The 20390-nt window shown below is 68.1% G+C and carries 20 protein-coding genes; 7 read left to right on the top strand and 13 right to left on the bottom strand.

Annotated elements, in window-relative coordinates; translation table 11 throughout:
• Positions 1-50: 50 nt before the first annotated feature.
• The 7 genes from H7K45_RS19525 to H7K45_RS19495 all read right to left on the bottom strand — a co-directional run bounded on the left by H7K45_RS19525 (position 51) and on the right by H7K45_RS19495 (position 6997).
• Positions 51-1013, bottom strand: a complete 963-nt coding sequence (locus H7K45_RS19525) for an SIS domain-containing protein (protein ID WP_263997613.1) — start codon at positions 1011-1013, stop codon at positions 51-53.
• Positions 1010-2197, bottom strand: a complete 1188-nt coding sequence (locus tag H7K45_RS19520; RefSeq protein WP_263997612.1) for a glucosamine kinase — start codon at positions 2195-2197, stop codon at positions 1010-1012. Before H7K45_RS19520 ends, H7K45_RS19525 begins: the two co-directional genes overlap by 4 nt.
• Positions 2190-3515, bottom strand: coding sequence for a glycosyltransferase (locus H7K45_RS19515; RefSeq protein WP_263997611.1), 1326 nt, complete (start codon positions 3513-3515; stop codon positions 2190-2192). The genes H7K45_RS19520 and H7K45_RS19515 overlap by 8 nt, the downstream gene beginning before the upstream one ends.
• A gap of 28 nt (positions 3516-3543) precedes the next feature.
• Positions 3544-5337 (bottom strand): penicillin-binding transpeptidase domain-containing protein, encoded by a 1794-nt coding sequence (locus H7K45_RS19510; protein WP_263997609.1) that lies wholly within the window; start codon positions 5335-5337, stop codon positions 3544-3546.
• Between the two features lie 54 nt (positions 5338-5391).
• Positions 5392-6249 carry an LLM class F420-dependent oxidoreductase gene (locus H7K45_RS19505; RefSeq protein WP_263997608.1) on the bottom strand — a complete coding sequence of 286 codons (858 nt, stop codon included), beginning with the start codon at positions 6247-6249 and terminating at the stop codon, positions 5392-5394.
• A gap of 76 nt (positions 6250-6325) precedes the next feature.
• Positions 6326-6634 carry a hypothetical protein gene (locus H7K45_RS19500; protein ID WP_263997607.1) on the bottom strand — a complete coding sequence of 103 codons (309 nt, stop codon included), beginning with the start codon at positions 6632-6634 and terminating at the stop codon, positions 6326-6328.
• A gap of 111 nt (positions 6635-6745) precedes the next feature.
• A complete protein-coding gene (locus H7K45_RS19495; protein WP_263997606.1) occupies positions 6746-6997 on the bottom strand; it encodes a hypothetical protein in 252 nt (83 codons plus the stop codon).
• A 295-nt stretch (positions 6998-7292) separates the two neighbouring features.
• Here H7K45_RS19495 and H7K45_RS19490 point away from each other — a divergent pair, with 295 nt between their 5' ends.
• A complete protein-coding gene (locus H7K45_RS19490) occupies positions 7293-7505 on the top strand; it encodes a hypothetical protein (RefSeq protein ID WP_263997605.1) in 213 nt (70 codons plus the stop codon).
• Here the strand turns inward: H7K45_RS19490 and H7K45_RS19485 are convergent.
• Entirely contained in the window at positions 7489-8262 is a 774-nt protein-coding gene (locus H7K45_RS19485) for a DUF427 domain-containing protein (protein ID WP_263997604.1), read from the bottom strand. The genes H7K45_RS19490 and H7K45_RS19485 overlap by 17 nt on opposite strands.
• A gap of 64 nt (positions 8263-8326) precedes the next feature.
• On the opposite strand from H7K45_RS19485, the gene H7K45_RS19480 reads away from it, so the two are divergent.
• The 4 genes from H7K45_RS19480 to H7K45_RS19465 all read left to right on the top strand — a co-directional run bounded on the left by H7K45_RS19480 (position 8327) and on the right by H7K45_RS19465 (position 12978).
• Positions 8327-9106: an SDR family NAD(P)-dependent oxidoreductase gene (locus H7K45_RS19480; protein WP_263997603.1), complete on the top strand. Its 780-nt coding sequence runs from the start codon at positions 8327-8329 to the stop codon at positions 9104-9106.
• Between the two features lie 147 nt (positions 9107-9253).
• Positions 9254-10507, top strand: coding sequence for a sensor domain-containing diguanylate cyclase (locus tag H7K45_RS19475; protein ID WP_263997602.1), 1254 nt, complete (start codon positions 9254-9256; stop codon positions 10505-10507).
• Positions 10508-10539: 32 nt separating this feature from the next.
• Positions 10540-11517, top strand: a complete 978-nt coding sequence (locus H7K45_RS19470) for a linear amide C-N hydrolase (RefSeq protein WP_263997601.1) — start codon at positions 10540-10542, stop codon at positions 11515-11517.
• A gap of 450 nt (positions 11518-11967) precedes the next feature.
• The gene (locus tag H7K45_RS19465; RefSeq protein WP_263997600.1) at positions 11968-12978 is read left to right on the top strand and encodes an MmpL3/TtfA transport complex stabilizer; all 1011 of its coding nucleotides are present in this window, start codon (positions 11968-11970) and stop codon (positions 12976-12978) included.
• Between the two features lie 7 nt (positions 12979-12985).
• On the opposite strand, the gene H7K45_RS19460 is transcribed toward H7K45_RS19465, so the two are convergent.
• Both H7K45_RS19460 and H7K45_RS19455 read right to left on the bottom strand, forming a co-directional pair.
• On the bottom strand, positions 12986-13675 hold the full coding sequence (locus H7K45_RS19460) for a response regulator (protein ID WP_263997599.1): 690 nt from the start codon (positions 13673-13675) through the stop codon (positions 12986-12988).
• Positions 13672-15231, bottom strand: coding sequence for a sensor histidine kinase (locus tag H7K45_RS19455; RefSeq protein WP_263997598.1), 1560 nt, complete (start codon positions 15229-15231; stop codon positions 13672-13674). Before H7K45_RS19455 ends, H7K45_RS19460 begins: the two co-directional genes overlap by 4 nt.
• A gap of 118 nt (positions 15232-15349) precedes the next feature.
• Here H7K45_RS19455 and H7K45_RS19450 point away from each other — a divergent pair, with 118 nt between their 5' ends.
• Positions 15350-16717 carry a cation:dicarboxylate symporter family transporter gene (locus H7K45_RS19450; protein WP_263997597.1) on the top strand — a complete coding sequence of 456 codons (1368 nt, stop codon included), beginning with the start codon at positions 15350-15352 and terminating at the stop codon, positions 16715-16717.
• A 65-nt stretch (positions 16718-16782) separates the two neighbouring features.
• Here the strand turns inward: H7K45_RS19450 and H7K45_RS19445 are convergent, their stop codons facing one another.
• Together H7K45_RS19445 and H7K45_RS19440 are read right to left on the bottom strand one after the other, a co-directional pair.
• Complete coding sequence (locus H7K45_RS19445; protein WP_263997596.1) at positions 16783-17091, bottom strand: hypothetical protein; 309 nt, start codon at positions 17089-17091, stop codon at positions 16783-16785.
• Between the two features lie 38 nt (positions 17092-17129).
• On the bottom strand, positions 17130-17432 hold the full coding sequence (locus H7K45_RS19440) for a hypothetical protein (protein ID WP_263997594.1): 303 nt from the start codon (positions 17430-17432) through the stop codon (positions 17130-17132).
• A 123-nt stretch (positions 17433-17555) separates the two neighbouring features.
• Between H7K45_RS19440 and H7K45_RS19435 the strand changes: the two genes are divergently transcribed.
• The gene (locus H7K45_RS19435; RefSeq protein WP_263997593.1) at positions 17556-19190 is read left to right on the top strand and encodes a fatty acid--CoA ligase; all 1635 of its coding nucleotides are present in this window, start codon (positions 17556-17558) and stop codon (positions 19188-19190) included.
• On the opposite strand, the gene H7K45_RS19430 is transcribed toward H7K45_RS19435, so the two are convergent.
• Positions 19187-20386 (bottom strand): lipid-transfer protein, encoded by a 1200-nt coding sequence (locus H7K45_RS19430; RefSeq protein ID WP_263997592.1) that lies wholly within the window; start codon positions 20384-20386, stop codon positions 19187-19189. The two genes, H7K45_RS19435 and H7K45_RS19430, sit on opposite strands and share 4 nt — an antisense overlap.
• Between the last annotated feature and the right edge of the window lie 4 nt (positions 20387-20390).

Below are 20390 nucleotides of genomic sequence, written 5' to 3'. Positions count from 1 at the left end.
GACATCCGACGATGTGACTGCTGAAACCAATGTGGCACAGGAGTTTTGAACTAGATGTCACCCCAGGCGGCGGAGGCGATGAGCTCGGCGACCAGTACCTCGGTCAGCAGTCGGACATCGTCCTCGTCGTCGCCCGGGTAGCGCAACCGGTACCGGGCGCCAGGAACGTCCCCACCAATGCCGACGACGGTGCTGCCACGAGCGGTCGTCCACTCCGCCATCTGGTCCTCCCATGGCGAGCCCGCGAACACCCCGAGCCGGTAGTCGGTGGTCTTCGTCAGGTAGACGTCGACGTGGCTCCAGTCGCCGGTCTCGCATCCGACCGCCGGGAGGCGAGGGCCTTCGCGGAGCATGAGTGCGGCCTGCTGCGCCGAACAGAATCGATGCGCGGGTGCGGCGAAGTGGGTGCCGGCCGGTCCGAGCAACAGCTCGGAAACCTCTGGCAGCCAATCCTCTTCGGTCTCCAGGAGGTGGGCGGAGGCGCCGGCCGCCGCGGTGACCGTCGTCGCCAGCGGAGCCAAACCCGCGCCGAGCAGATGGCATTCGAGTGCCATCAACAGGGCCAACGTGTGCTGATAGCTGCGGCAGGCAACCCCGCCGACCTCGGGGTCGGCGGCCAGTTCGACCACGTCGCGGCATCGCTCCCCGATTGCCGACGCGGGCGTGTTGGTCAGTGCGATCACGTGGGCGGCGGCCGGCAGTCGATCCAACGCGTCGAGCGTCTCCACCGAACCGCCGCTGGCCGAGGTGGCGACGACGAGAGTGCCTGCCCCCCAATGGGGGAGCAGCGCCGACGACGCCAGCTCGGATGTGACCGTCAACCCCGTGGCCCGCATCCGCGCTGCGGCGACTCCGGCCGCGTACGCCGAGGATCCCATTCCGAGCAGCACGACGCGTTGCACGTCCGGCGGCACGACCCGAGCCCACGGGTTGCCCGCCGCCAGAACCGTGGCGAGGCGATCGAGCACCTCGGGCTTGAGCCGTAGGTCGGCGGCGAATCCGTCGGGTTTCACGTCGAGCATCCTTCGTCGAGTAGTGCGGGCAGCGCCGCGTCGGGAACGTACATCCAGCGGGGAAGATGGCGTGCGGCGTAGACGATCTCACGCAATATTTGCTGGGCGCGGAAGGCGCGAAGCGGCGTCGAGTCGAACAGGTCGGCGTGCCCGAGCTCCTCGAGGCGTCGGCCGTAGGCGTCGAGGAAGGCGGTGCGACCGTTGCGGTCGACTGCGGCCAGGGTGGCGGTGTCGAGGGCGGTGTACTTGGCGGCGACGATGCCTGCGTGTGCCAGCGACTGCGTCATCCCGGCGACGTCGAGTACCGCTGGTATCGGCAACGCCCGCTCCGACGCCGTGAGCACCGGGTTGCCGTCGAAGTCGGTGACGACGAAACGGCCACGGCTGCACAGTACTTGACCGACGTGCAGATCGCCGTGCCCGAGGATCACAGGGGTGCCGGCCAGCTCGTCGAGGTCGGCCAGCAGGACCTCCACGTCGTGGCGACGGGCGACCGCACCGGGGTGCCCCAGCCGGCACGCGCTGTCGAGGGTCTCCAGCGCGCCGTCGTGCCACCGCTGCGCATCGGCGGTGGTTGCCACGGTGGTGGTTAACGAGAGCGCCGCATGCACGTTGGCGACGACGGTCCCCACGTCGGCGGCGGCGGTGCAGAACTCCTCGATGCGCCCGTCTCGCGCCGCCGCGGTGATCAAGTCCACGGCCCAGGTCCAGCCGTCAACCGCACCGGGGAGGTAGTCGTCGACGTAGGCCACGACGGTGTCCTCGCCAGTCGACGTCCGCCAGGTGACCAAACCCCATGGCGTGGGCGTGCCGTCGAACCCGGCCTCGCGAAGCGCTTCGATCCGCGGTGGCGCCGGGTGCGGGCCGTCCTGCAGGTGTGTCGCCCACTTGACGACCGCGGCGTCGCCGACGATCACCGACTCATTCGTCTGGTCGACGCCAATGGGCGTCTCGCTCAATGCCGTCCGGGTCGTCCAAGACAGCACGCTGAACGCGCCGCGGGTGGCCGAGCCCGCCGCCAAGAGTGTCAGCAGAGCCGACGCGGCGCCGTCGCCGGGACGGGCGCGACGCCATCGGCCGTCGGCGTCACGCACCTGAGGAACGGCGGCGAGATCCCCACCGTCGTCGACGACGGCTATCCGGTGGTCCTCGCCGAGCAAGAGGGCGTCGAGGTGCTCAGGCACCCGAATGTCGGTGCCGCGCGCCGACCCTCTCGATGACGTCGGCGCCGACGCGCAGTCCGTCGCGGTCCCGGATCGCCGCGCCCATCGTGTCCAGCCGCGCCCGCAGGTCGGTGTCGGCGAGGAGGCGTTCGACGGCGTCGACCAGCTCGGCGTCGGCGAAGGAGTACGTGCCCAACCGCACTCCGAATCCCAGTTCGTCGACGCGCTGGGCGTTTTCGTACTGATCCCAGAACAACGGAAGAACCACGAGTGGCTTGCCGAAGTGCAGAGCCTCGGTGGTGGTGTTGTTTCCACCGTGGGAGATCACCAGGTCGACCTGGGGGATGACCTTGGTCTGCGGCAGCATCTGAGCGCCGACCATGTTGTCGGGCAACGTGATCTGATCGGCCTGGGGTCCCTTGCTGACGATGAAGCGGTGCCGGGTGGTGCCCAGAATCGCCACCAGTCGTCGCATGAGGTCGACGTCGGCCCCGCCGAGGGAGCCGAGTGAGAGGTAGATCAGCGCGCTGTCGTGCGGACGGTCCGCCACTTCGGCGGGCAGCGCAAAGTCGCCGTCGGTCTCACGCACGCTCGAGTCCATCCGCGTCCAGGTCTCGTCGAGCGGGCGGGCGTCGAGGTAGTCGGCCTCGGCGGGGTAGACGTACAGGCTGGCGGCGTTGGCACGCGGCATGAACTCCAAGTCCGGCAGCGGCGGGGCGCCCTGGGCCTGAACCCACGCGTCGAAGTCCGCCCACATGGCGCGATGGGTCCGGTCGAACTCGGCACGATAGGCGTCCCACTTCGAGGGGTCGGCGCTCGGCAGCCCCGAGAAGGGCGGTGGGACACCGGGACCCGGGACTTCTAGCGGGCTGCACGACACGATGCGCACGAAGGGTGCTCCTGCGGTCACCAGCGCGGGAAAGAGCACCACGTTGTCCTCGACGATCACGTCGGGATGGTGAGTGGCGATGATGTCGCGCAAGCGGGGCTCGCAGTACTTCGCCCCGTCGATCAACGCCTGGTAGGTCGGCGCGACGAACGACTCCAGCTGTTCGACGGTGGGCTTGCGGAACTCCGGGGCTGTCTCGGCGATGAAGTCGGTCCAGAACTTCCCGGCGTCCTCGGTGCCCGCATCGGCGGCGGGCTCGGCCAGGTCGACGAGTTCCTCGACGAAGCCCAGGGGCGACAGCTTGCCCGCCCATGAACTCTCCGCTGCGAAGACGATGGTGTGGCCACGGTCGCGCAGGATGGCCGCCAGTCCTATGCATTGGTTCGTCGGACCGTAGGCCGACTCGGGCCAGAACATGATCGTCAGGGGTGTCGTCTGGGGGTCGGCCATACTCGGACGATACTGCCGACCGGGTCGGTCAGCCCGCGAGGGCGGGACGCAGGAAGTCGCCCGACACCGTGACGGCGGGGGTCGAGGTGTCACCGCCGACCACCAGGGTCGCGAAGGCGATGTCGCCGGCGATGCCCGCGAACCAGCCGTGCGAGTGGGTGTTGTCGCCGAATTCGGCGGTACCCGTCTTGCCGCCGAGACCCGGAACGTCCTGCAGCGCAGTTGCCGTGCCGTCGGAGACCGTCTGCAGCATCATCGTGCGCAGATCGGCGGCGACGGCAGCGGGCACGGGTTGGCTGGGCGTGTCGGCCGTCGTGTTCGCGCCGACCACGAGCGTGGGCGTGATGGTCGAGCCGTGGCCCAGGCTGGCCTCGGCGACGGCCAGGCCGAACGGGCTGACGGTCACGGTGCCTTGACCGATGCCGTTCTCGACCTTCTGGGCGGGCGTGTCGGCATTGGGCACACTGCCGGTGATGGTGGTGAGGCCGGGTATCACGTAGTCGACGCCAATGCCGAAGAGGCGCGCCATCTTCGGCAATGCATCGGCGGGAAGCTGGTCGGCCAGCGCCGCCATCGTCGTGTTGCAGGACTTGGCGAATGCCGTCGACAGCGGCACGGTGCCGAGATCGAATTCGTCCTCGTTGGGGATGGTGCGGTTCTCGACGGTCACGGTGCCGGGGCAGGCCTCGGGGGTGTCCGGCGTGGCGAGGCCCGCCTGGATGGCCGCCGCCGTGGTGACGGTCTTGAACGTCGAGCCAGGAGGGTAGGCACCGGAGAACGCGATGGGACCCTGGGCGTTGGCGGCGGCGTTCTGCGCGGCGGCCAGGATCCCGCCGGTCGACGGGGAGATGGCCACCAGCACGGTGGGCCGCGCTTCCGTGGCGACGGCCTGCTGCGCCAGCGACTGCAGCCGGAGGTCGAGTGTGGTGCGAATCGGCGGGGTGTCGACCGGCGGTGTCTTGGCCAGCTGCGCAGTCGGCTGCCCCTTGTCGGGCCCCTGGGTGGAGACCAAGGTGACCGACCATCCCGCGCCGTCGTCGATGGCCTTCTGCCACAGCGCGGGCAGGCCGTCGAGGGCGGGGGAGGCGAGATCGCGGTTGGCCGTGAGCAACGCGCCCTGCTCGACGACCGACACCCCGGAGATCCGCGTTAGCTGATCGGCGACCGTCGCCAGGTCGTCCTGGCGCAATTTGATGACGGTGATCCGGTCGTCGCGGGTTGCGGCGAACTGTCCCGCGATCGTGTCGGCGGTGATGGTGTCGTCGAACGGCCGCAGGACGTCGGCGAGAGCCGCCGCGGAGTCGGCGTGCTCGCGCGTCAGGCCGACGACGCCGATCGTCTGCCACGTCAGCAACGGTTGTCCGTCCCGGTCGGTGACCGGGGTGAGGTAGTTCTTGTCGTCGCTGTATTGGAAGGTCATCCCGGGTTGCAGCTGGGGGTTGAGCGCCTTGGTGTCCCAGTGCACCCGCCAGTCGTCACCGGATTGGGTGGCCGTGGCCGTGGCGTCGTAGGTCAGGGCCTTGTTGGGTCCGAACGACCACGAGTACGCCAGTGTCCCCGTCTTGTCGTCGTCACCGGGCTGAGAGACGGCGACCTTCAGTGTCGCGTCCTTGCCCATGCCGTCCAGCATCGAGGTGATGGCGGCGGTGGCGGCGCCCTGGTCGTCGGTGCTCGCCCCGGCCGCTGAAGCGTCCTTCCGCGCGAGTGCCTCGGCAAACCCGCGCAGTGCGTCTTGGGGGCCGGCGCTCGAGAACAACGAACAGCCGGTCGTGCCGAAGAGCAGGGCGCAGAGCAGGATCCACGTCACGCAACGTCTCGTCATGTCGTCGCAGAGCCTAACCGCGACGGCTGCCGGGAACGTGCAACCGCGCCCGGGCTACTCCGACTCGGCGATCCTGGCCAGCACGTCGAGATGTCGGTCGACATGGGTCAGGCCGGCACCCATGGTGTCGACGGACAGGTGCGTCGCACCCGCGTCCGACCAGGCCGCGATCTGGCGGGCGACGGCCTCGTCGTCGCCAGTCCACCGGGCCCGGCCCTCCATGCCGATGGTGGCGGGATCGCGTCCTGCCTCCGCCGCGCCGCGAGCTATCTCGGCGAGTGCCTCGTCGAGTCGTGGCCCGGGCTCCATCATGGGAAACCAGCCGTCGGCCAGTTGGCCGATCCGGCGATACCCGGCGGTGGAGGCGGCGCCGATCCAGATGGGAATCGGGCGCTGCTCGGGTAGCGGGGCCAGTCCGGCGCCGGTCACCGTGTCGAATGTGCCGTCGAAGGTGACCGACGGCTCGGTCCACAGTCGCCGCAGCAGCTCGATCTGCTCGGCAGAGCGCTTGCCGCGGGTGCCGAAGTCCTGACCGAGCGCCTCGTATTCGACTGCGTTCCAACCGATTCCGACTCCCAGCCGGAGGCGACCGCCGCTGAGCAGGTCGACCTCGGCGGCTTGCTTGGCCAGCAGCGCGGTCTGACGTTGGGGCGCGATGATCACGCCGGTGACCAGCTCGAGGGTCTGCGTGATGCCGGCGAGGAATCCGAACGCCACCAGCGGCTCGTGAAAGGTCGTGCGGACGTCATACGGGCCGTTCCACCCGGTGTGGACCGCGGGGTCGGCGCCGACGACGTGGTCGTAGGCCAGCAGGTGGGTGAACCCCAGCTCCTCGACACGCTGGCCGTAGGCCCGCACCGCGCCGGCGTCGCCGCCGAGCTCCGTCTGGGGAAAGACCACTCCAACGCGCACGTGCACTCCTCTTCCTTGGCGACCTGCTCGACATCTGCGAACAACGACGTCGAACGGGCCTGCCGCATTCCCCGGCCTATCGCGCGGAGCAGTCCAACGACACCGTGATGGTCCTGGCGACCACGATGGGGATCACGCGGTCGCGGCCAATCCGGTCGACGTCGACGAACTGGGTGCGCTCCTGGGGGTTGCGGACGTCGGTGACCACGCACTGCGACAGTGGCGCGCTCCCGATCCGGTCCACCCGCACGTCGAATCCCTGGGCCTCGAGCTGACCGATGGTGACGATGGCGGAGTCGGCGGCGTTGGCCGAGATGGGCGGCAGCGCAAGGGTTCCGATGGCTGCGGCAGCGGCGGCGGCGGTGATGATCGATGCGGTACGCATGACCGTTCCTCTCGTTCGGGTCACTTCGGAGATCTTCCGACGGTGGTGCTTCGTGACTCGAATAGATGGTGCGGCTCAGCGGTACCCCCGAGCTTGGAGGTCGTGTGGAGATCAGGTGGAGATCGTGGACCGCTCGCGGGTGAGCTTCGGGTACCGCGCGTGCAGCCCGTCGATCAGGCGGTGCGCCTCGTGGAGATCGCGGCGTAGCGCAAGGGTGGCGGGATCCTTGCGGATGTTGCCGCGCGCCCGGGCGCGCCTGCTGCGGGCCTCGGCCGCCTCGAGCTTGTGCGAGAGGCCGGCGACGTGACCGTGCAACTCTCGCAACAGCGCCAGCGCCTGGGCGGTCTGCGCGTCGTCGTCCACCGCCGGATCCTCTCATCGTTTTCTAATGTGCGCCCGGGCGGGTGTCCGAAAGGATGCCGAGTGAGGCGTAGGTCACACTGCCCACGGGTCAATGTCGTTGGCCGAGAAACGGTTTGCGTGGCAGGCAGCGGCTGTTTCGAGCGGGGCAGTGTCGCATCGAGATGGCACGGGGACGGTGTGCGAAACGCGCCAGGTGTGAACCGTGGCCGCGTCGTGGTCCAAATGTTACAGAAGTAGAGCAGTGTTCCAGCTGTTGCGGCAGTGATTTGCGACCGTGATCAACCGAGGAGCACTCATGGCGGTCATCGCAGGACTGATCGACGTATCGGCGAAGGCGTCCAGCGCCATGGCCCTGTCCATCGGCATCGTCGTCGCGGCCAGCGCCACTCCGGCGCCCGCGCGCGCCGACGCCGACCGCTTTCTCACCGCCGTCCCCAGCTTCAGCGTCTCGCAGGTGGGTGGCCCCGACGGGGTGTCGCCGGCGTGGCCGGTCAGCCGAAGTGGGTGACCGGGCGATCCTGGCGAACGCCGTCGAGGACGACGTCGACCTTCTCGTCGTAGAACGCGACCAGCCCCGCGATGGCTGACACGGCGGGCAGCGGATAGTCGTAGGTCCACGCCAAGTCCGGGTGTACGTCCTCACCCGTTCGCACCGACCAGTACTGAGAGGTGGTGCCCTTGTACGGGCACAGCGTCTCGGTGTCACTGGGCACCAACGCGTCGAAGCGAACGTCGGTGCGGTCCACGTAATACCTCGTCGGCAAACCCGTTTCGAAGACGAGGACGGGACTGTGGGTGTCGGCGAGCACGACGCCGTCCAGCTCCACCCGGACGTGCCGGTGCGAGCGCACCGCGTCGACCCGGACGTAGGGGTTGCGAGGGTGACCGACGATCCGTTCCTCCTCCTCGAACCACTGCACGCAGTCCCATTCGACCCTGACCAAGCCCGCGACTGGGCCGTCGCCGTCGGCGTCGAAGATGCGCACCGTCGGCTTCTCCCGTGGCACGTCCGTGATCGAGTACAGCTTCGACGGTCCGAATTGCACTCGCTGAGAATGATTCTCGTCGGTCAGCATGCTGAGGTCTACGTCGGCCACCGGCACGTAGTACTGGGGGTAGTAGGGCACCTCCCAGACGTATCGGGCCGCCGTCGTGTCGAACAGCACCTGGTTCCCGACCAGACCACGCACCCGCCGCGGTGCCGGCTCGACTCGACCGCGCACGGCCGCCATCTGCGGATGGTTCGAAGTTGGTGCCGATGTCATGCCTCCACCATATGATCGGCCAGACCGGACGCTCCATCTGACCCGTTGCCCGTGGAGGCCACCTGTGGACCTGAAGAACGACACCGCGTTGATCACCGGCTCCAGCGGAGGCATCGGCGAGGAGTTCGCTGTCCAATTCGCCAGGCGCGGAGTCAATCTGGTCCTCGTGGCGCGTCGCGCCGAGAAGCTGTCCGCGCTGCGCGAGCGGTTGCTCGAGACGACGCCAGGCATACGGGTCGACGTCGTCGCCGCCGATCTGTCCCTGCCCGGTTCGGCCGCCGAACTCGCCGCCAAGGTAAATGAACTCGGGCACCGGGTCGACGTCCTGGTCAACAACGCCGGGGTCGGTCTGCATGGAGACTTCGTCACGCAGGACGTCGCCGCCAACGCCGCTCAGATCCAGCTCAACTGCGTGACCCTCGTCGAGCTGACCGGGCACTTCCTGCCGGCGATGACCGCAGCGCGTCACGGGGTGGTCCTCAACGTCGCCTCCACCGCATCGTTTCAGCCGACCCCTGGCATGGCCGTGTACGGCGCCACCAAGGCGTTCGTGCTGTCCTTCACCGAGGCGATCTGGAAGGAGACCAAGGGCAGCGGCGTCCGCGTGCTCGCCCTGTGCCCGGGTGCGACCGACACCGAATTCTTCGAGCGGACCGGCGAGGAGTTCCTCACCAGCGGCCGCCAGACCTCCAAGCAGGTCGTCGACGTGGCGATGGCGGCTCTCGACAAGTCCACCCCCACCGTGGTGTCCGGCCTGGCCAACACGCTGCTGGCCACCGGCTACCGGTTCACCCCTCGTCGGGTGATGCTCGAGGTGTCGCAACGACTGCTGAAGGCCAACTAGCCGCCTCGCTCGACCCGCCGACTTCCGTGTACGCCGCGGTCCCCAAACGTCGAGTCGTTACCGGCGATCTCGAGCGTGGTGTCTATGCTCGCGACTACCTCGCAGAGCCGAGCCCCGCTGGCTCGGCGTCACCGAAAGGGTCTGCGCATGTCGGACGACGAGCTGGCCGACCGAGACAGGCTCCGGGCTCTCGTCGACCGTCTGCCGGCGATGGTTGCCTACTGGGACGCCGACCTTCGCAACGTCGTCGCCAACCAAGCGCATTGCGACTTCTTCGGCAAGACCCCCGAGGAGATTCGGGGCCGACACATCTTCGAGTTGCTGGTCGGGGAGCTCGGTGAGGCCAGCCGGCCCTACGTCGAGGCCGCCATGGGGGGCCGGGACCAGATCTTCGAGAAGACCCTGGTCGACCATCACGGCGTCACCCGGCACGTGCAGGCGTGCTACATGCCCGAAGTCGTCGGCGGCAAGGTTGGCGGTCTGTACGTGCAGGTGGCCGACGTCACCGGCCGGGTGGAGGCCGAACGCGCCCGTGACGATGCGCAGAGATTGCTTCACATCAGCAGGGAGAACGCCCCGTTTGGCGAGGCCATGTTCTCGACGGCGGGACGAGCGCTCTACGTCAACCCGTCGTTGTGTCTGATGCTTGGCCAACGCCGCGAGGACGCGGAGGGATTGCACTATCTCGACGGCGTGCATCCCGACGATCGCGACGCCGCGCAGCGCGAGTGGCGCCAGCTCGTCGAGGGCTCGGTGTTGCAGGTGTTCGCCGAATCGCGGTATTGCCGCCGTGACGACACCACCATCTGGGTGCAGCGGCACTCGGTGTTCGTGCCTGGCTCGCGCGGCAGCGCCGACGTCGTGCTGACGCAATTCCAGGACGTCACCGAGCGCAAGACCGCCGAGGCGGAGTTCGCCCGGCTCGCGGTCACCGATCCCCTCACCGGGCTCCACAACCGGCATTCGTTGGTCACTCGGCTCGCCGAGCACCGCGCCGCCGAACCCTCGGCCTACGTCGGCATCGTGTTCGCCGACCTCGACGGTTTCAAGGACGTCAACGACGTCTACGGCCACGCCGCTGGAGACGCGGTGCTGCAGGCCGTCGCCAGTCGCCTTGCCGAGGAGATCGAGCCGCCAAACTCGGTCTACCGGCTCGGCGGTGACGAATTCGTGGTGCTGGCCGTGGACGCGGTCACCGAGGATGCCGTCGCCCGGTTGGCCGAGCGAGTCGGCGCGGTGATGAGCGGCGGTCACCGGGTCGAAGGCACCGACGTGACGCTGACCGCGTCGGTGGGGTGGACGTGCAGCGTCACAGCCGACATCGGCGAGCTGATCCGAGAGGCCGACGCCGACATGTACCGCGATAAGGCGCGCCGTCGGCGAGCCGTGGCAGACGGCTGACGCGTCCGACTCGACGATCGAAAGGGGCGAACATGTGCACGCGAGTGATGAGGTCCGTTCCTGGCGAACCGATCGTGGTTGGCCGAAACATGGACTACCACTGCGACACCGGTACCAATCTGTGGGTCCTGCCTCGAGGTGTCGACCGCACCGACGGCGTGGGCGGCTCGCTGGCGTGGACGGCGAAGTACGGCAGTCTGATCGCCAGCGGATATGACCTGATGTCGGTCGACGGTCTTAACGAAGCCGGTCTGGCGGGTCACATACTGTGGCTGACCGAATCCGACTACGGCACCTATGACGCCGCCAGACCAGCGCTGAGCATGGCGGTCTGGCTGCAGTACTTCCTGGACACCTGCGCGACCGTGGCCGAGGCCGTGGCGTGGATCGAGGCGACCGACGTGCAGGTGGTGCCCTTGGCGGATCCGGGAACGGGACGCGTTCCGGCCGTGCACCTGGCCCTCGACGACGCCACGGGCGACTCGGCGATCGTCGAGTACCTCGACGGCAAGGCCCGCGTGTGGCATGACCGGGGGTACGCCGTGATGACCAATTCTCCGCCCTACGGTGAGCAACTGGAGCTAGTGAAGCGCTTCGCCGGGCTGGGTGGTGCCGACGTGCTGCCGGGGACGACGCTGGCCGCCGACAGATTCGCGCGCGCAACGTATTACGGCGAAAGGCTTCCGCCGGCAGCGAGTCCGGTCGACGCCGTCGCCGGCATGTTCAGCGTCATCCGCAACGCCGCCCAGCCGTTCCGCATCCCCGAGGACGGCAAACCCGAGGTGTCGCAGACGATATGGCAGACCGTCACCGACCTGACCAACCTTCGCTACGTGTTCGCCTCGACCACCAGACCCAACGTGATTTGGGTCGACCTCGGCTCCGCCGACCTCGCCGAGGGGGCGTCTGCGCGCCGGCTCGACCTGGTCTCCGGTGGTGACTTCGTCGGCAACGTCACCACCGAGTTCGTCGACTCCGCGCCGATGCAGTTCCTCACCCTCGCCAGCTGACGCCGGCGCGTCCGCCGGCGACGGGTACGCGTACCACCGACGTCTCGCTGCCCTCGTCCGCCTCGTGAACCACGTGCGTCCGTCGCGTTACGCCGTCGAAGCGGACTTTGCTGTCGTGTCGCCTGTGATCTGCCGCTCACTTTCGGCCGCAAAGCTAAGAAACCGTGACCTGAGCAACTTCTCGGGGGGCGCTCGGCGACGTTGCCACCGAATCGAAACCGCACATGGGGGGCCCTTTTGGGGTTGCGCTCGAAACATAACGATGCGATAACAGAATGTTTCTTAAGTGTGTCCTGAGAGGATCCTAGGGGTGGCGTAGAGCCGCTTTTTTCGGCCCCCGGAGGCACATCATTTCGTCGCTACAATCAATTTCGACCACGTTCCCAGCGGGAACGTCACCAGCTCGAATCTATTGCCGGCCCTCGTGATGCCGGCGGAGGTGCCGAATACATGGCCAACACACGAACGCGCTCGACCAACGTCACGGTGGGAAACCAAGACGTCGCCCTGCTGAAGTCCGTAACCACGGGACGCGGCCCGATCTCGGATCTCGCCGTCGACGGCGACACCGTCGTCACGACCAATTTCGGTGACGATTCGGTCGCCGTCCTCGGAGCCGACACCCTCGCGCTGCGCGGGGGGATCGTTGCGGGTCAGCCCACCGCCGTCGCGGTCGTCGGCGATCGTGCCTTCGCGGCCGTGTCGTCGGCCAGCTACGACGCCGTCGTCGTGATCGACACCACCAGCGGCGACGTGCTCAAGGAGTACGCGCTGTCGTTCAACGTCACGGCCATCGCGACCAGCGTGGACGGCAAGCGGGTCTACGCGGGGCGCGCAGGTGAAGAGGGCGTCGACGTCGCCGTCATCGACGTGCACGCCGAACGCGTCGGCACGATCTTCGTCACGAAGGACGCCGACGCCACCATCGACGCCCTGTGCCTCGATGCCACGGGGCGCCGACTGTACGTCGGCGTCTCGGATTCGCGCAGCAGCCGACTGCTCACCGTCGACGTCGAGACCGCCCGCGTCCGGCGGGCCCTCGAAATCGGAGCGCCCATCCGCGGCCTTGCCCTCGGCATGGACAGCACCGCCTACGTCCTGACCTCCGACATCGCCCACGGCGGTGTTCTCTACGTCGTCGACTTGGTCGCCAACCACATCACCGCCGACGTCTCCGTCGCCGCCACACCCACGCAGATGGTGCTCAGCCAGGACGGCGCGCGCGCCTACGTCGTCGACTACGACCACGTCGCGGTCGTCGACGTGGAGCACCGCACGGTCGTCGGCGAGGTATCGGTCGGCGCCCGCCCGTCGGCGATCGCCCTGAGCGACGAGCGTCTCTTCGTGGCCGACTACGACGGAGGGGTCACCACCTACACCGTCGCGGCGACGGCACCGATGCTGTACGCGCCCTTCGTCGACGCTCTGCCCGCACCGCGCGAACTCGAGCCCGCGGTCTGACGGTTCGCTAGCGCCACTGATAGCGCGTCTTGGGTCGCCCGGCGCCGCCGTAGTCGGTGGTGCGGTTCACCGTCCCCTCGTCGGCCAAGCGCTCCAGGTAGCGCCACGCGGTAACCCGCGACACCCCAACGCGTTTGGCGACCTCGTCCGCGGTTACGCCCGCGGCGTCGTCGCGCACCACCCTGGCGATGTCGTCGTTGGTCTGCGGAGCGGCGCCCTTCGGTGCCACGGACTTGTCGGTGGCCACGCGCAGTTCGGACAATGCGCGGTCCACCTCTTCTTGGCTGGCGGCGTCGACCCCCGCAGGCAGCGCCGACCGGTAGCGGCGGTAGCGCTCGAGGCGGTCGCGAAAGGCCGCGAAGGTAAACGGCTTGAGCAGATACGCGAGCGCACCGTGGGCCACCGCGGCCCGCACCATCTCGAGGTCGCGTTCGGAGGTGATCGCGATGATGTCGGGGGCGGGACGCAAACCGGCCAGTGCCGACGCGAGGCTGATGCCGCTGGCGTCGGGCAATCCCAGATCGAGCAGCACCAGGTCCACCGGCGAGTCGGTCGCCGCCGCCGTGGCCGCGGTCTGCATGGCCTCCCGCGCGGTGTGCACCACCGCCACCGTCGAAAAGCCCTCCAGGCGTTCGAGATACGTGTGATGGGCCGCCGCGATCAGCGGATCGTCCTCGACGATCAGCACCGAGATCATTGGCCACGCCCCGGAACGCGAACGGTGACCACCGAGCCGTAGGTCACGTCGGCGGTCAGGGTGCCGCCGTGTCGTCGCACCACCTGCGCGACGAGCGCCAGCCCCAGACCGTGCTGTCCTGGTTCGGTGTCGGCCTTGGTCGAGTAGCCGCGCTGCATGGCGCGGTCGAAGGTTTCGCCCTCCATGCCGGCACCGCTGTCGGCCACGCGCATCAACAGCTCCGCCTGCTCCAGCGCCACGGTCACCTCCACCCACGGGTCGTCCCGGTCGCAAGCGTCCATCGCGTTGTCGACCAGGTTGCCCAGCACGGTGATCATCTCCTGCGCCGAGAGCGGCACGTCGTCGGTGTCCGACGGCAGGTGGGTGTCCTCGGTGACGGTCAACGCGATACCCCGCTCGTCGGCCTGTGCGGTCTTACCGAGCAGCAACGCGACCAGCGCCGGCTCGCCGACGTCGTGAGAGAGCCGGTCCACCAGGCGTTGTGACAGGGCCAGCTCCTCGGTGGCGAAGCGGACGGCGTCATCGGGCTTGCCCATCTCGACCATCGTGATGACCGTGTGCAGCTTGTTGGCCGCCTCGTGGGCCTGAGCCCGCAACGAATCGGTAAGCACCTGAAGCGAACTCAGCTCGCCGAGCGCGCCCTGCAATTCGGTGCGGTCACGCACGGTCACCACCTCCGAGTGCGAGGAGTCGGCCACGCGGGACCGGTTGACCACCAGCACCCGATCCTCGGTGACGTGCACCTCGTCGCGCGCGCCGGGAGCGTACGCGCGCAAGAACTCCGGCAGATCCGCTTGCGTGACACGCCCGGGCGGAAGCCCGAGCAGGCGGCGTGCCTCGTCGTTGACCACGACGACGCGGTCGCGGTCGAGCACGACGAGACCCTCGGACACCGAATGCAGGATCGCGTCGTGGTGCTCGTACATCACCCGCAGCTCGTCGGGGCGCAAGCCGTGCGTCTGACGCAGCAGACGCCGCCGGATCGCCCAGACGCCGAACATCGAAAGCACCAATGCTCCGACGCCGACCGCGGCGATCTTGGGCCACTGCTCGCGCCAGCGCTGCGCGAGCGTCTGCTGAGTGATGCCCGCGGAGACCAGCCCGACCACCCGGCCCGCGGAGTCGCGCACGGGTGCGACCGCCCGGATCGACGGCCCGAGGGTGCCGGTGTAGATCTCGGTGAACGTCTCCCCGCGCAGCGCAGGCTCGATGGTGCCGAGGTAGTGGCCGCCGATCTGGCTGGGGTCGGTGTGGGTGAACCGCGTGCCACCCGTCGACATGATGGTGATGAAGGCGATCTGGGTGTTGGTGCGCACCGCCTCGGTCACCGGTTGCAGGATTTCGGTGGCCCGGCCCGACTCGATGGCCTGCGCCGTCGACGGGGAGTCCGCCAGTGCGGTCGCGATGCTGACCACCTGTTGCCTGGCGGCGTCGTCCCCGTCGCGCCGGGCGTCGAACACGGCCAAGACGCTTCCGACGAGGACGACGACGGCGATCACGCCGACCTGGAGGGCGATCGCCTGGCCGGCCAACGAGCGTGGCCACCACAGGCGCATCGAATCTCCGGATCTTCTCGAAGCTGAACACAATGAACTAAAGCGTGACCTGGGTCACGTGGAGGAACATCATCCTTGCAGACCCCTTCCCGGCCGACCGCACCAAGGAGCGCCCACCATGACCACCGAACCGGAGACCACGTCTCCACCCAAGAAACGCGATCGGACGCACTGGCTGTACATCGCGGTCATCGTCGCCGTCGTCGCCGGTGTCGCCGTCGGCATCCTCGCCCCCGACGTCGGCAAGAGCGTCGGCGTCCTCGGCACGATGTTCGTCAGCCTGATCAAGATGATGATCGTCCCGGTCATCTTCTGCACCATCGTGCTGGGCATCGGCAAGGTGCGCGCCGCCGCCACCGTCGGCAAGGTCGGCGGGTTGGCGTTCGTGTACTTCCTCGCCATGTCCACCGTCGCCCTGGCCATCGGTCTTGTCGTCGGCAACCTGTTGAGCCCAGGAACGGGCCTCAACATCGAGAGCACCTCAAGCAAGGGCACTGCGCTGGCAGAGACCGCCGAGAAGGCGGGCGGACTGATGGAGTTCATCCAGCACATCATCCCGACGTCGCTGTTCTCCTCGCTGACCGAAGGCAACGTCCTGCAGGCACTGTTCGTCGCGCTGCTGGTCGGCTTCGCGCTGCAGTCGATGGGTTCCGCCGGTGAAGGCATTCTGCGCGGCATCGAAGCCGTCCAGAAGCTGGTGTTCAAGGTGCTGGCGATGATTCTGTGGCTGGCCCCGATCGGCGCCTTCGGCGCGATCGCCAACGTCGTCGGTCAGACCGGCTGGAGTGCCGTCACCCAGCTGCTGACGTTGATGCTCGGGTTCTACGTCACCTGCGTGCTGTTCGTCTTCGGCGTGCTCGGCGTGCTGCTGCGGGCCGTCGCCGGTGTGTCGATCTTCAAGCTGGTGCGCTACCTGGCCCGCGAGTACCTGCTGATCTTCGCGACGTCGTCCTCGGAGTCCGCCCTGCCGCGTCTGATCGCCAAGATGGAGCACCTCGGTGTCGAGAAGACCACCGTCGGCGTCGTGGTCCCCACGGGCTACTCGTTCAACCTGGACGGCACGGCCATCTACCTGACCATGGCCTCGCTGTTCGTCGCCGACGCGATGGGCAAGCCGTTGGCGCTCGGCGAGCAGATCTCGCTGCTGGTGTTCATGATCGTCGCCTCCAAGGGCGCAGCGGGCGTCAGCGGCGCCGGTCTGGCCACCCTGGCCGGCGGACTGCAGAGCCACCGCCCCGACCTGCTTGACGGCGTCGGCTTGATCGTCGGCATCGACCGGTTCATGTCCGAGGCCCGCGCGGTGACCAACTTCTCCGGCAACGCCGTCGCGACGATGCTCGTCGGCTCGTGGACCAAGACCGTAGACAGCGCTCAGGTCAACCGGGTGCTCAGCGGCAAGGACCCCTTCAACGAGCTCACGATGGTCGACGACCACGATTCGCGCGCCGAAGAGCCGGCGCAGGCGAAGCTCCCTGCACCGGCATAGGGCGCACCGCGAGAAGAGCCCGGTCGGATTTCTCCGGCCGGGCTCTTCCGTGCGTTGGGGTGCCGTTAGCGGGTGCAGTCCAACGACACGGAGATCGTCTGGCTGGTCTGCTGCTGAACGAGGATGCGCTCACCGCCGTTGCCGGGTCCGACGTAGGGCACCAGCTGTGACGTGCTCTGCGGGTTGCGCACGCTGGTGACCTGGCACTGCGAGATCGGCGCCGTGCCCAGCTTGTCGATGGTCACGGTGTAGCCCTGCGACTGCAGGCGGCTGATGGTCTCCTGCGCCGTCTCGGCACTGGCGAGAACCGCCGGCGCCAACGCGGCACCGCATACTCCGACGGCTGCCGCGGCGATCGTCCAATTCATGCGCATGACACGCCTTCCTGTCAGGTTGCTGGCAATCATACGGCTCAGTTGGTGCAGTCCAGTGATACCGAGATCGACCGGCTGACGACGACCTCGATTATGCGGTACTTGCGGTCGCCGTTGGCGTCGCGCGGGCCGTAGTAGTCCCGGACGTTGCGGGTCTGGGTCTGTGGGTTGCGGACGCCGGTGACGACGCAGCCGTCGACGGGACCGCTGCCGACCCGGTCGACGTTGACCGTGAAGCCCTCCGACTGCAGCTGGTCGATCTTCTCCCGGGCGGTCTGGTCGGCACTCGCGGCGGCCGAGGTGGTGAGCGACGTGCCGACCAGTGCGGCAGACGTAACCAATGTGGAAAGAATCGATGATGGACGCATCGGCGCCCCCTATCTTTGGAGGAAATCCTTCACCTCCATATCGCCGCGCGCCACCCGTTCGTTGCACGCGCCGGGCCAACCACTTCGGAGATCGACATGCAGAGCACGATGCAGGACGTCCCGCTGACCGTCACCACGATCATGCGTTACGCCTGCGAGGTCAACGGCGACCGCACCGTCACCACCGCTCAGGGCGACGGCCGCTACCGCACCGCCACGTACCGGGAGCTCGGTGAGCAGGTTGGCCGGCTCGCCAACGCGTTGCGGGAGTTGGGCATCACCGGAGACCAGAGAGTCGGCACGTTCATGTGGAACAACGCCGAACACCTCGCCGCCTACCTCGCGGTGCCGTCGATGGGCGCCGTGCTGCACACGCTCAACATTCGGCTCTCCCCGGAGCAGATCGCCTTCGTCGCCAACGAGGCACAGGACGCGGTCGTCATCGCCGACCTCTCGCTGGCCGAGCAGCTCGCGACCGTGCTGCCGCTGCTGGACACCGTGCACACGGTGATCGCGGTCGGTGACGGTGACCTCGACGTGCTCGTGGGGCACGGTCCCGCGGTGGTCCGCTTCGACGAGGTGTTGGCGCGGCAGTCTTCGCATGTGGACTGGCCGGCGATCGTCGAGACCGACGCCGCCGCGATGTGCTACACGAGCGGGACCACGGGCAACCCGAAAGGCGTTGTCTACAGCCACCGTTCGAGCTACCTACACGCGATGAGCACGTGCTCGGCCAACACCCTGGGCATCGGTGCCGAGGACTCGGTGCTGCCGATCGTGCCGATGTTCCACGCCAACGCGTGGGGTCTGCCATATGCCGCGTTGATGGCGGGTGCCGACTTGGTCCTGACCGATCGCTTCCTCGACGCGAAGTCGGTCGTCGACGTCATCGAGACGCGGCGACCCACCGTGGCGGGCGCCGTCCCGACGATCTGGAACGACGTCATGCACTTCCTGGAAAGTGCACCGGGACATGACATCTCGTCACTCCGGTTGGTGTCGTGCGGCGGATCGGCGGTCCCGGTGTCGCTGATGAAGGCCTTCGAGGCGAAGTTCGACGTGCAGATCCGCCAGTTGTGGGGGATGACGGAGACCTCGCCGGTGGCGACGATGGCATGGCCACCGCCCGGCACCTCCGACGACGAACATTGGGCGTTGCGTGCCACGCAGGGCAGGCCGATGTGCGGCGTCGAGGTGCGCATCGTCGACGACTCCGGTGAGCCGGTGCCCAACGACGGCAAGGCCGTCGGTGAACTGGAGGTGCGCGGGCCGTGGATCACCGGTTCGTACTATCTCGCCCACGACGAGTCCAAGTTCGCCAGCGGATGGTTGCGTACCGGCGACGTCGGCCGCATCGACCCGCTGAGCTACGTCACCCTGACCGACCGCGCCAAGGACGTCATCAAGTCCGGTGGCGAGTGGATCTCCTCGGTCGAATTGGAGAACCACCTCATCGCCCATCCCGCCGTGCTGGAGGCCGCCGTGGTTGGCGTGCCCGACGAGCGGTGGCAGGAGCGCCCACTGGCGACGGTGGTGCTCGACGACGGCGCCGAGGTCACCGCCGCAGAACTTCGAGAGTTCCTCGCCGACAAGGTGGTTCGGTGGTGGCTACCCGAACGGTGGACCTTCGTCGACGCCGTGCCCCGGACCAGCGTCGGCAAGTACGACAAGAAGACCATCCGGGCCCGCCACGCCGACGGGGCCTACGAGGTGGTGACCGTACGCGACTAGCGCTCGGCGCGCTGGTAGGCCGTGACGACGGCCGCGCCACCAAGGCCGATGTTGTGCTGCAGCGCGGCGGTGACGCCGTCGACCTGACGCGCGTCGGCGGTGCCGCGCAACTGCCACGTCAACTCGGCACACTGCGCCAACCCGGTGGCGCCCAGCGGATGACCCTTGGAGATCAACCCGCCCGAGGGGTTGACGACCCAGCGGCCGCCGTAGGTGGTCTCACCGTCGTCGACCAGTCGGGGTGCCTCGCCCTCACCGCAGAGCCCCAGCGCCTCGTAGAGCAGTAGCTCGTTGGCGCTGAAGCAGTCGTGCAGCTCGATCACCTGAAAGTCCTCGGGACCGAGCCCCGACTGGTCGTAGACCTGGCGGGCGGCTTGGACGTTCATGTCGTAGCCGATGACGTTGGCCGCGCTGCCGTCGAAGGTGCTCGCGAAGTCCGTCGTCATCGACTGTCCGACGATCTCGACGGCTTGGCCGGCCAACCCGTGCTCGTCGACGAACCGTTCGCTCACCACCACCGCGGCCCCCGAGCCGTCCGACGTCGGCGAGCACTGCAGCTTGGTCAGCGGGTCGGAGATCATCTTCGCGGCGAGGACGTCGTCGAGGGTGTACTCCTGCTGGAACTGCGCGTACGGGTTGTTCACCGAGTGCTTGTGGTTCTTGTAGCCGATCTTGGCGAAGTGTTCGGCGGTGCTTCCGTACTTCTTCATGTGCTCGCGACCCGCGGCCCCGAACATCCACGGCGCCACCGGAAAGGCGAACTCGTCGATCGCCGCGAGTGCCTTGACGTGGTTGCCCAGCGGCGACTCGCGGTCCTGGGCGCCGCCGCCGAGGGAGCCGGGTTGCATCTTCTCGAAGCCCAGCGCGAGGACGCAGTCGGCCAGCCCGCCCCGGATGGATTGCGCGGCAAGGTACAACGCGGTCGACCCCGTGGAGCAGTTGTTGTTGACGTTGACGATCGGGATGCCCGTCATGCCCAGTTCGTAGAGCGCGCGCTGGCCCGACGTGGAGTCGCCCGAGCAGTACCCGACGTAGCCCTGCTCGACGGCGTCGTAGGCGATGCCGGCGTCGTCGAGCGCCTTGGTGCCCGACTCCTTGGCCATCTGCGGGTAGTCCCACCCCTCACGGGAGCCCGGCTTCTCGAACTTCGTCATCCCGACTCCGACGACGAACACCTTCTCGGCACTTCTGGCCATGGTC

The organism is Mycobacterium yunnanensis (genome assembly GCF_025823185.1).
Taxonomy (GTDB): Bacteria; Actinomycetota; Actinomycetes; order Mycobacteriales; family Mycobacteriaceae; genus Mycobacterium; species Mycobacterium yunnanensis.
Note: the sequence above shows the minus strand (reverse complement) of the source record. Positions and strands in the feature narration are given on the sequence as shown.

Excerpts from the sequence above, each read along its gene's own strand:
- H7K45_RS19515 (WP_263997611.1), bottom strand. The coding sequence starts at position 3,515 with ATGGCCGACCCCCAGACGACACCCCTGACGATCATGTTCTGGCCCGAG.
- H7K45_RS19510 (WP_263997609.1), bottom strand. The coding sequence starts at position 5,337 with ATGACGAGACGTTGCGTGACGTGGATCCTGCTCTGCGCCCTGCTCTTC.
- H7K45_RS19500 (WP_263997607.1), bottom strand. The coding sequence starts at position 6,634 with ATGCGTACCGCATCGATCATCACCGCCGCCGCCGCTGCCGCAGCCATC.
- H7K45_RS19490 (WP_263997605.1), top strand. The coding sequence starts at position 7,293 with ATGGCGGTCATCGCAGGACTGATCGACGTATCGGCGAAGGCGTCCAGC.
- H7K45_RS19485 (WP_263997604.1), bottom strand. The coding sequence starts at position 8,262 with ATGACATCGGCACCAACTTCGAACCATCCGCAGATGGCGGCCGTGCGC.
- H7K45_RS19475 (WP_263997602.1), top strand. The coding sequence starts at position 9,254 with ATGTCGGACGACGAGCTGGCCGACCGAGACAGGCTCCGGGCTCTCGTC.
- H7K45_RS19470 (WP_263997601.1), top strand. The coding sequence starts at position 10,540 with ATGTGCACGCGAGTGATGAGGTCCGTTCCTGGCGAACCGATCGTGGTT.
- H7K45_RS19465 (WP_263997600.1), top strand. The coding sequence starts at position 11,968 with ATGGCCAACACACGAACGCGCTCGACCAACGTCACGGTGGGAAACCAA.
- H7K45_RS19460 (WP_263997599.1), bottom strand. The coding sequence starts at position 13,675 with ATGATCTCGGTGCTGATCGTCGAGGACGATCCGCTGATCGCGGCGGCC.
- H7K45_RS19455 (WP_263997598.1), bottom strand. The coding sequence starts at position 15,231 with ATGCGCCTGTGGTGGCCACGCTCGTTGGCCGGCCAGGCGATCGCCCTC.
- H7K45_RS19450 (WP_263997597.1), top strand. The coding sequence starts at position 15,350 with ATGACCACCGAACCGGAGACCACGTCTCCACCCAAGAAACGCGATCGG.
- H7K45_RS19445 (WP_263997596.1), bottom strand. The coding sequence starts at position 17,091 with ATGCGCATGAATTGGACGATCGCCGCGGCAGCCGTCGGAGTATGCGGT.
- H7K45_RS19435 (WP_263997593.1), top strand. The coding sequence starts at position 17,556 with ATGCAGAGCACGATGCAGGACGTCCCGCTGACCGTCACCACGATCATG.
- H7K45_RS19430 (WP_263997592.1), bottom strand. The coding sequence starts at position 20,386 with ATGGCCAGAAGTGCCGAGAAGGTGTTCGTCGTCGGAGTCGGGATGACG.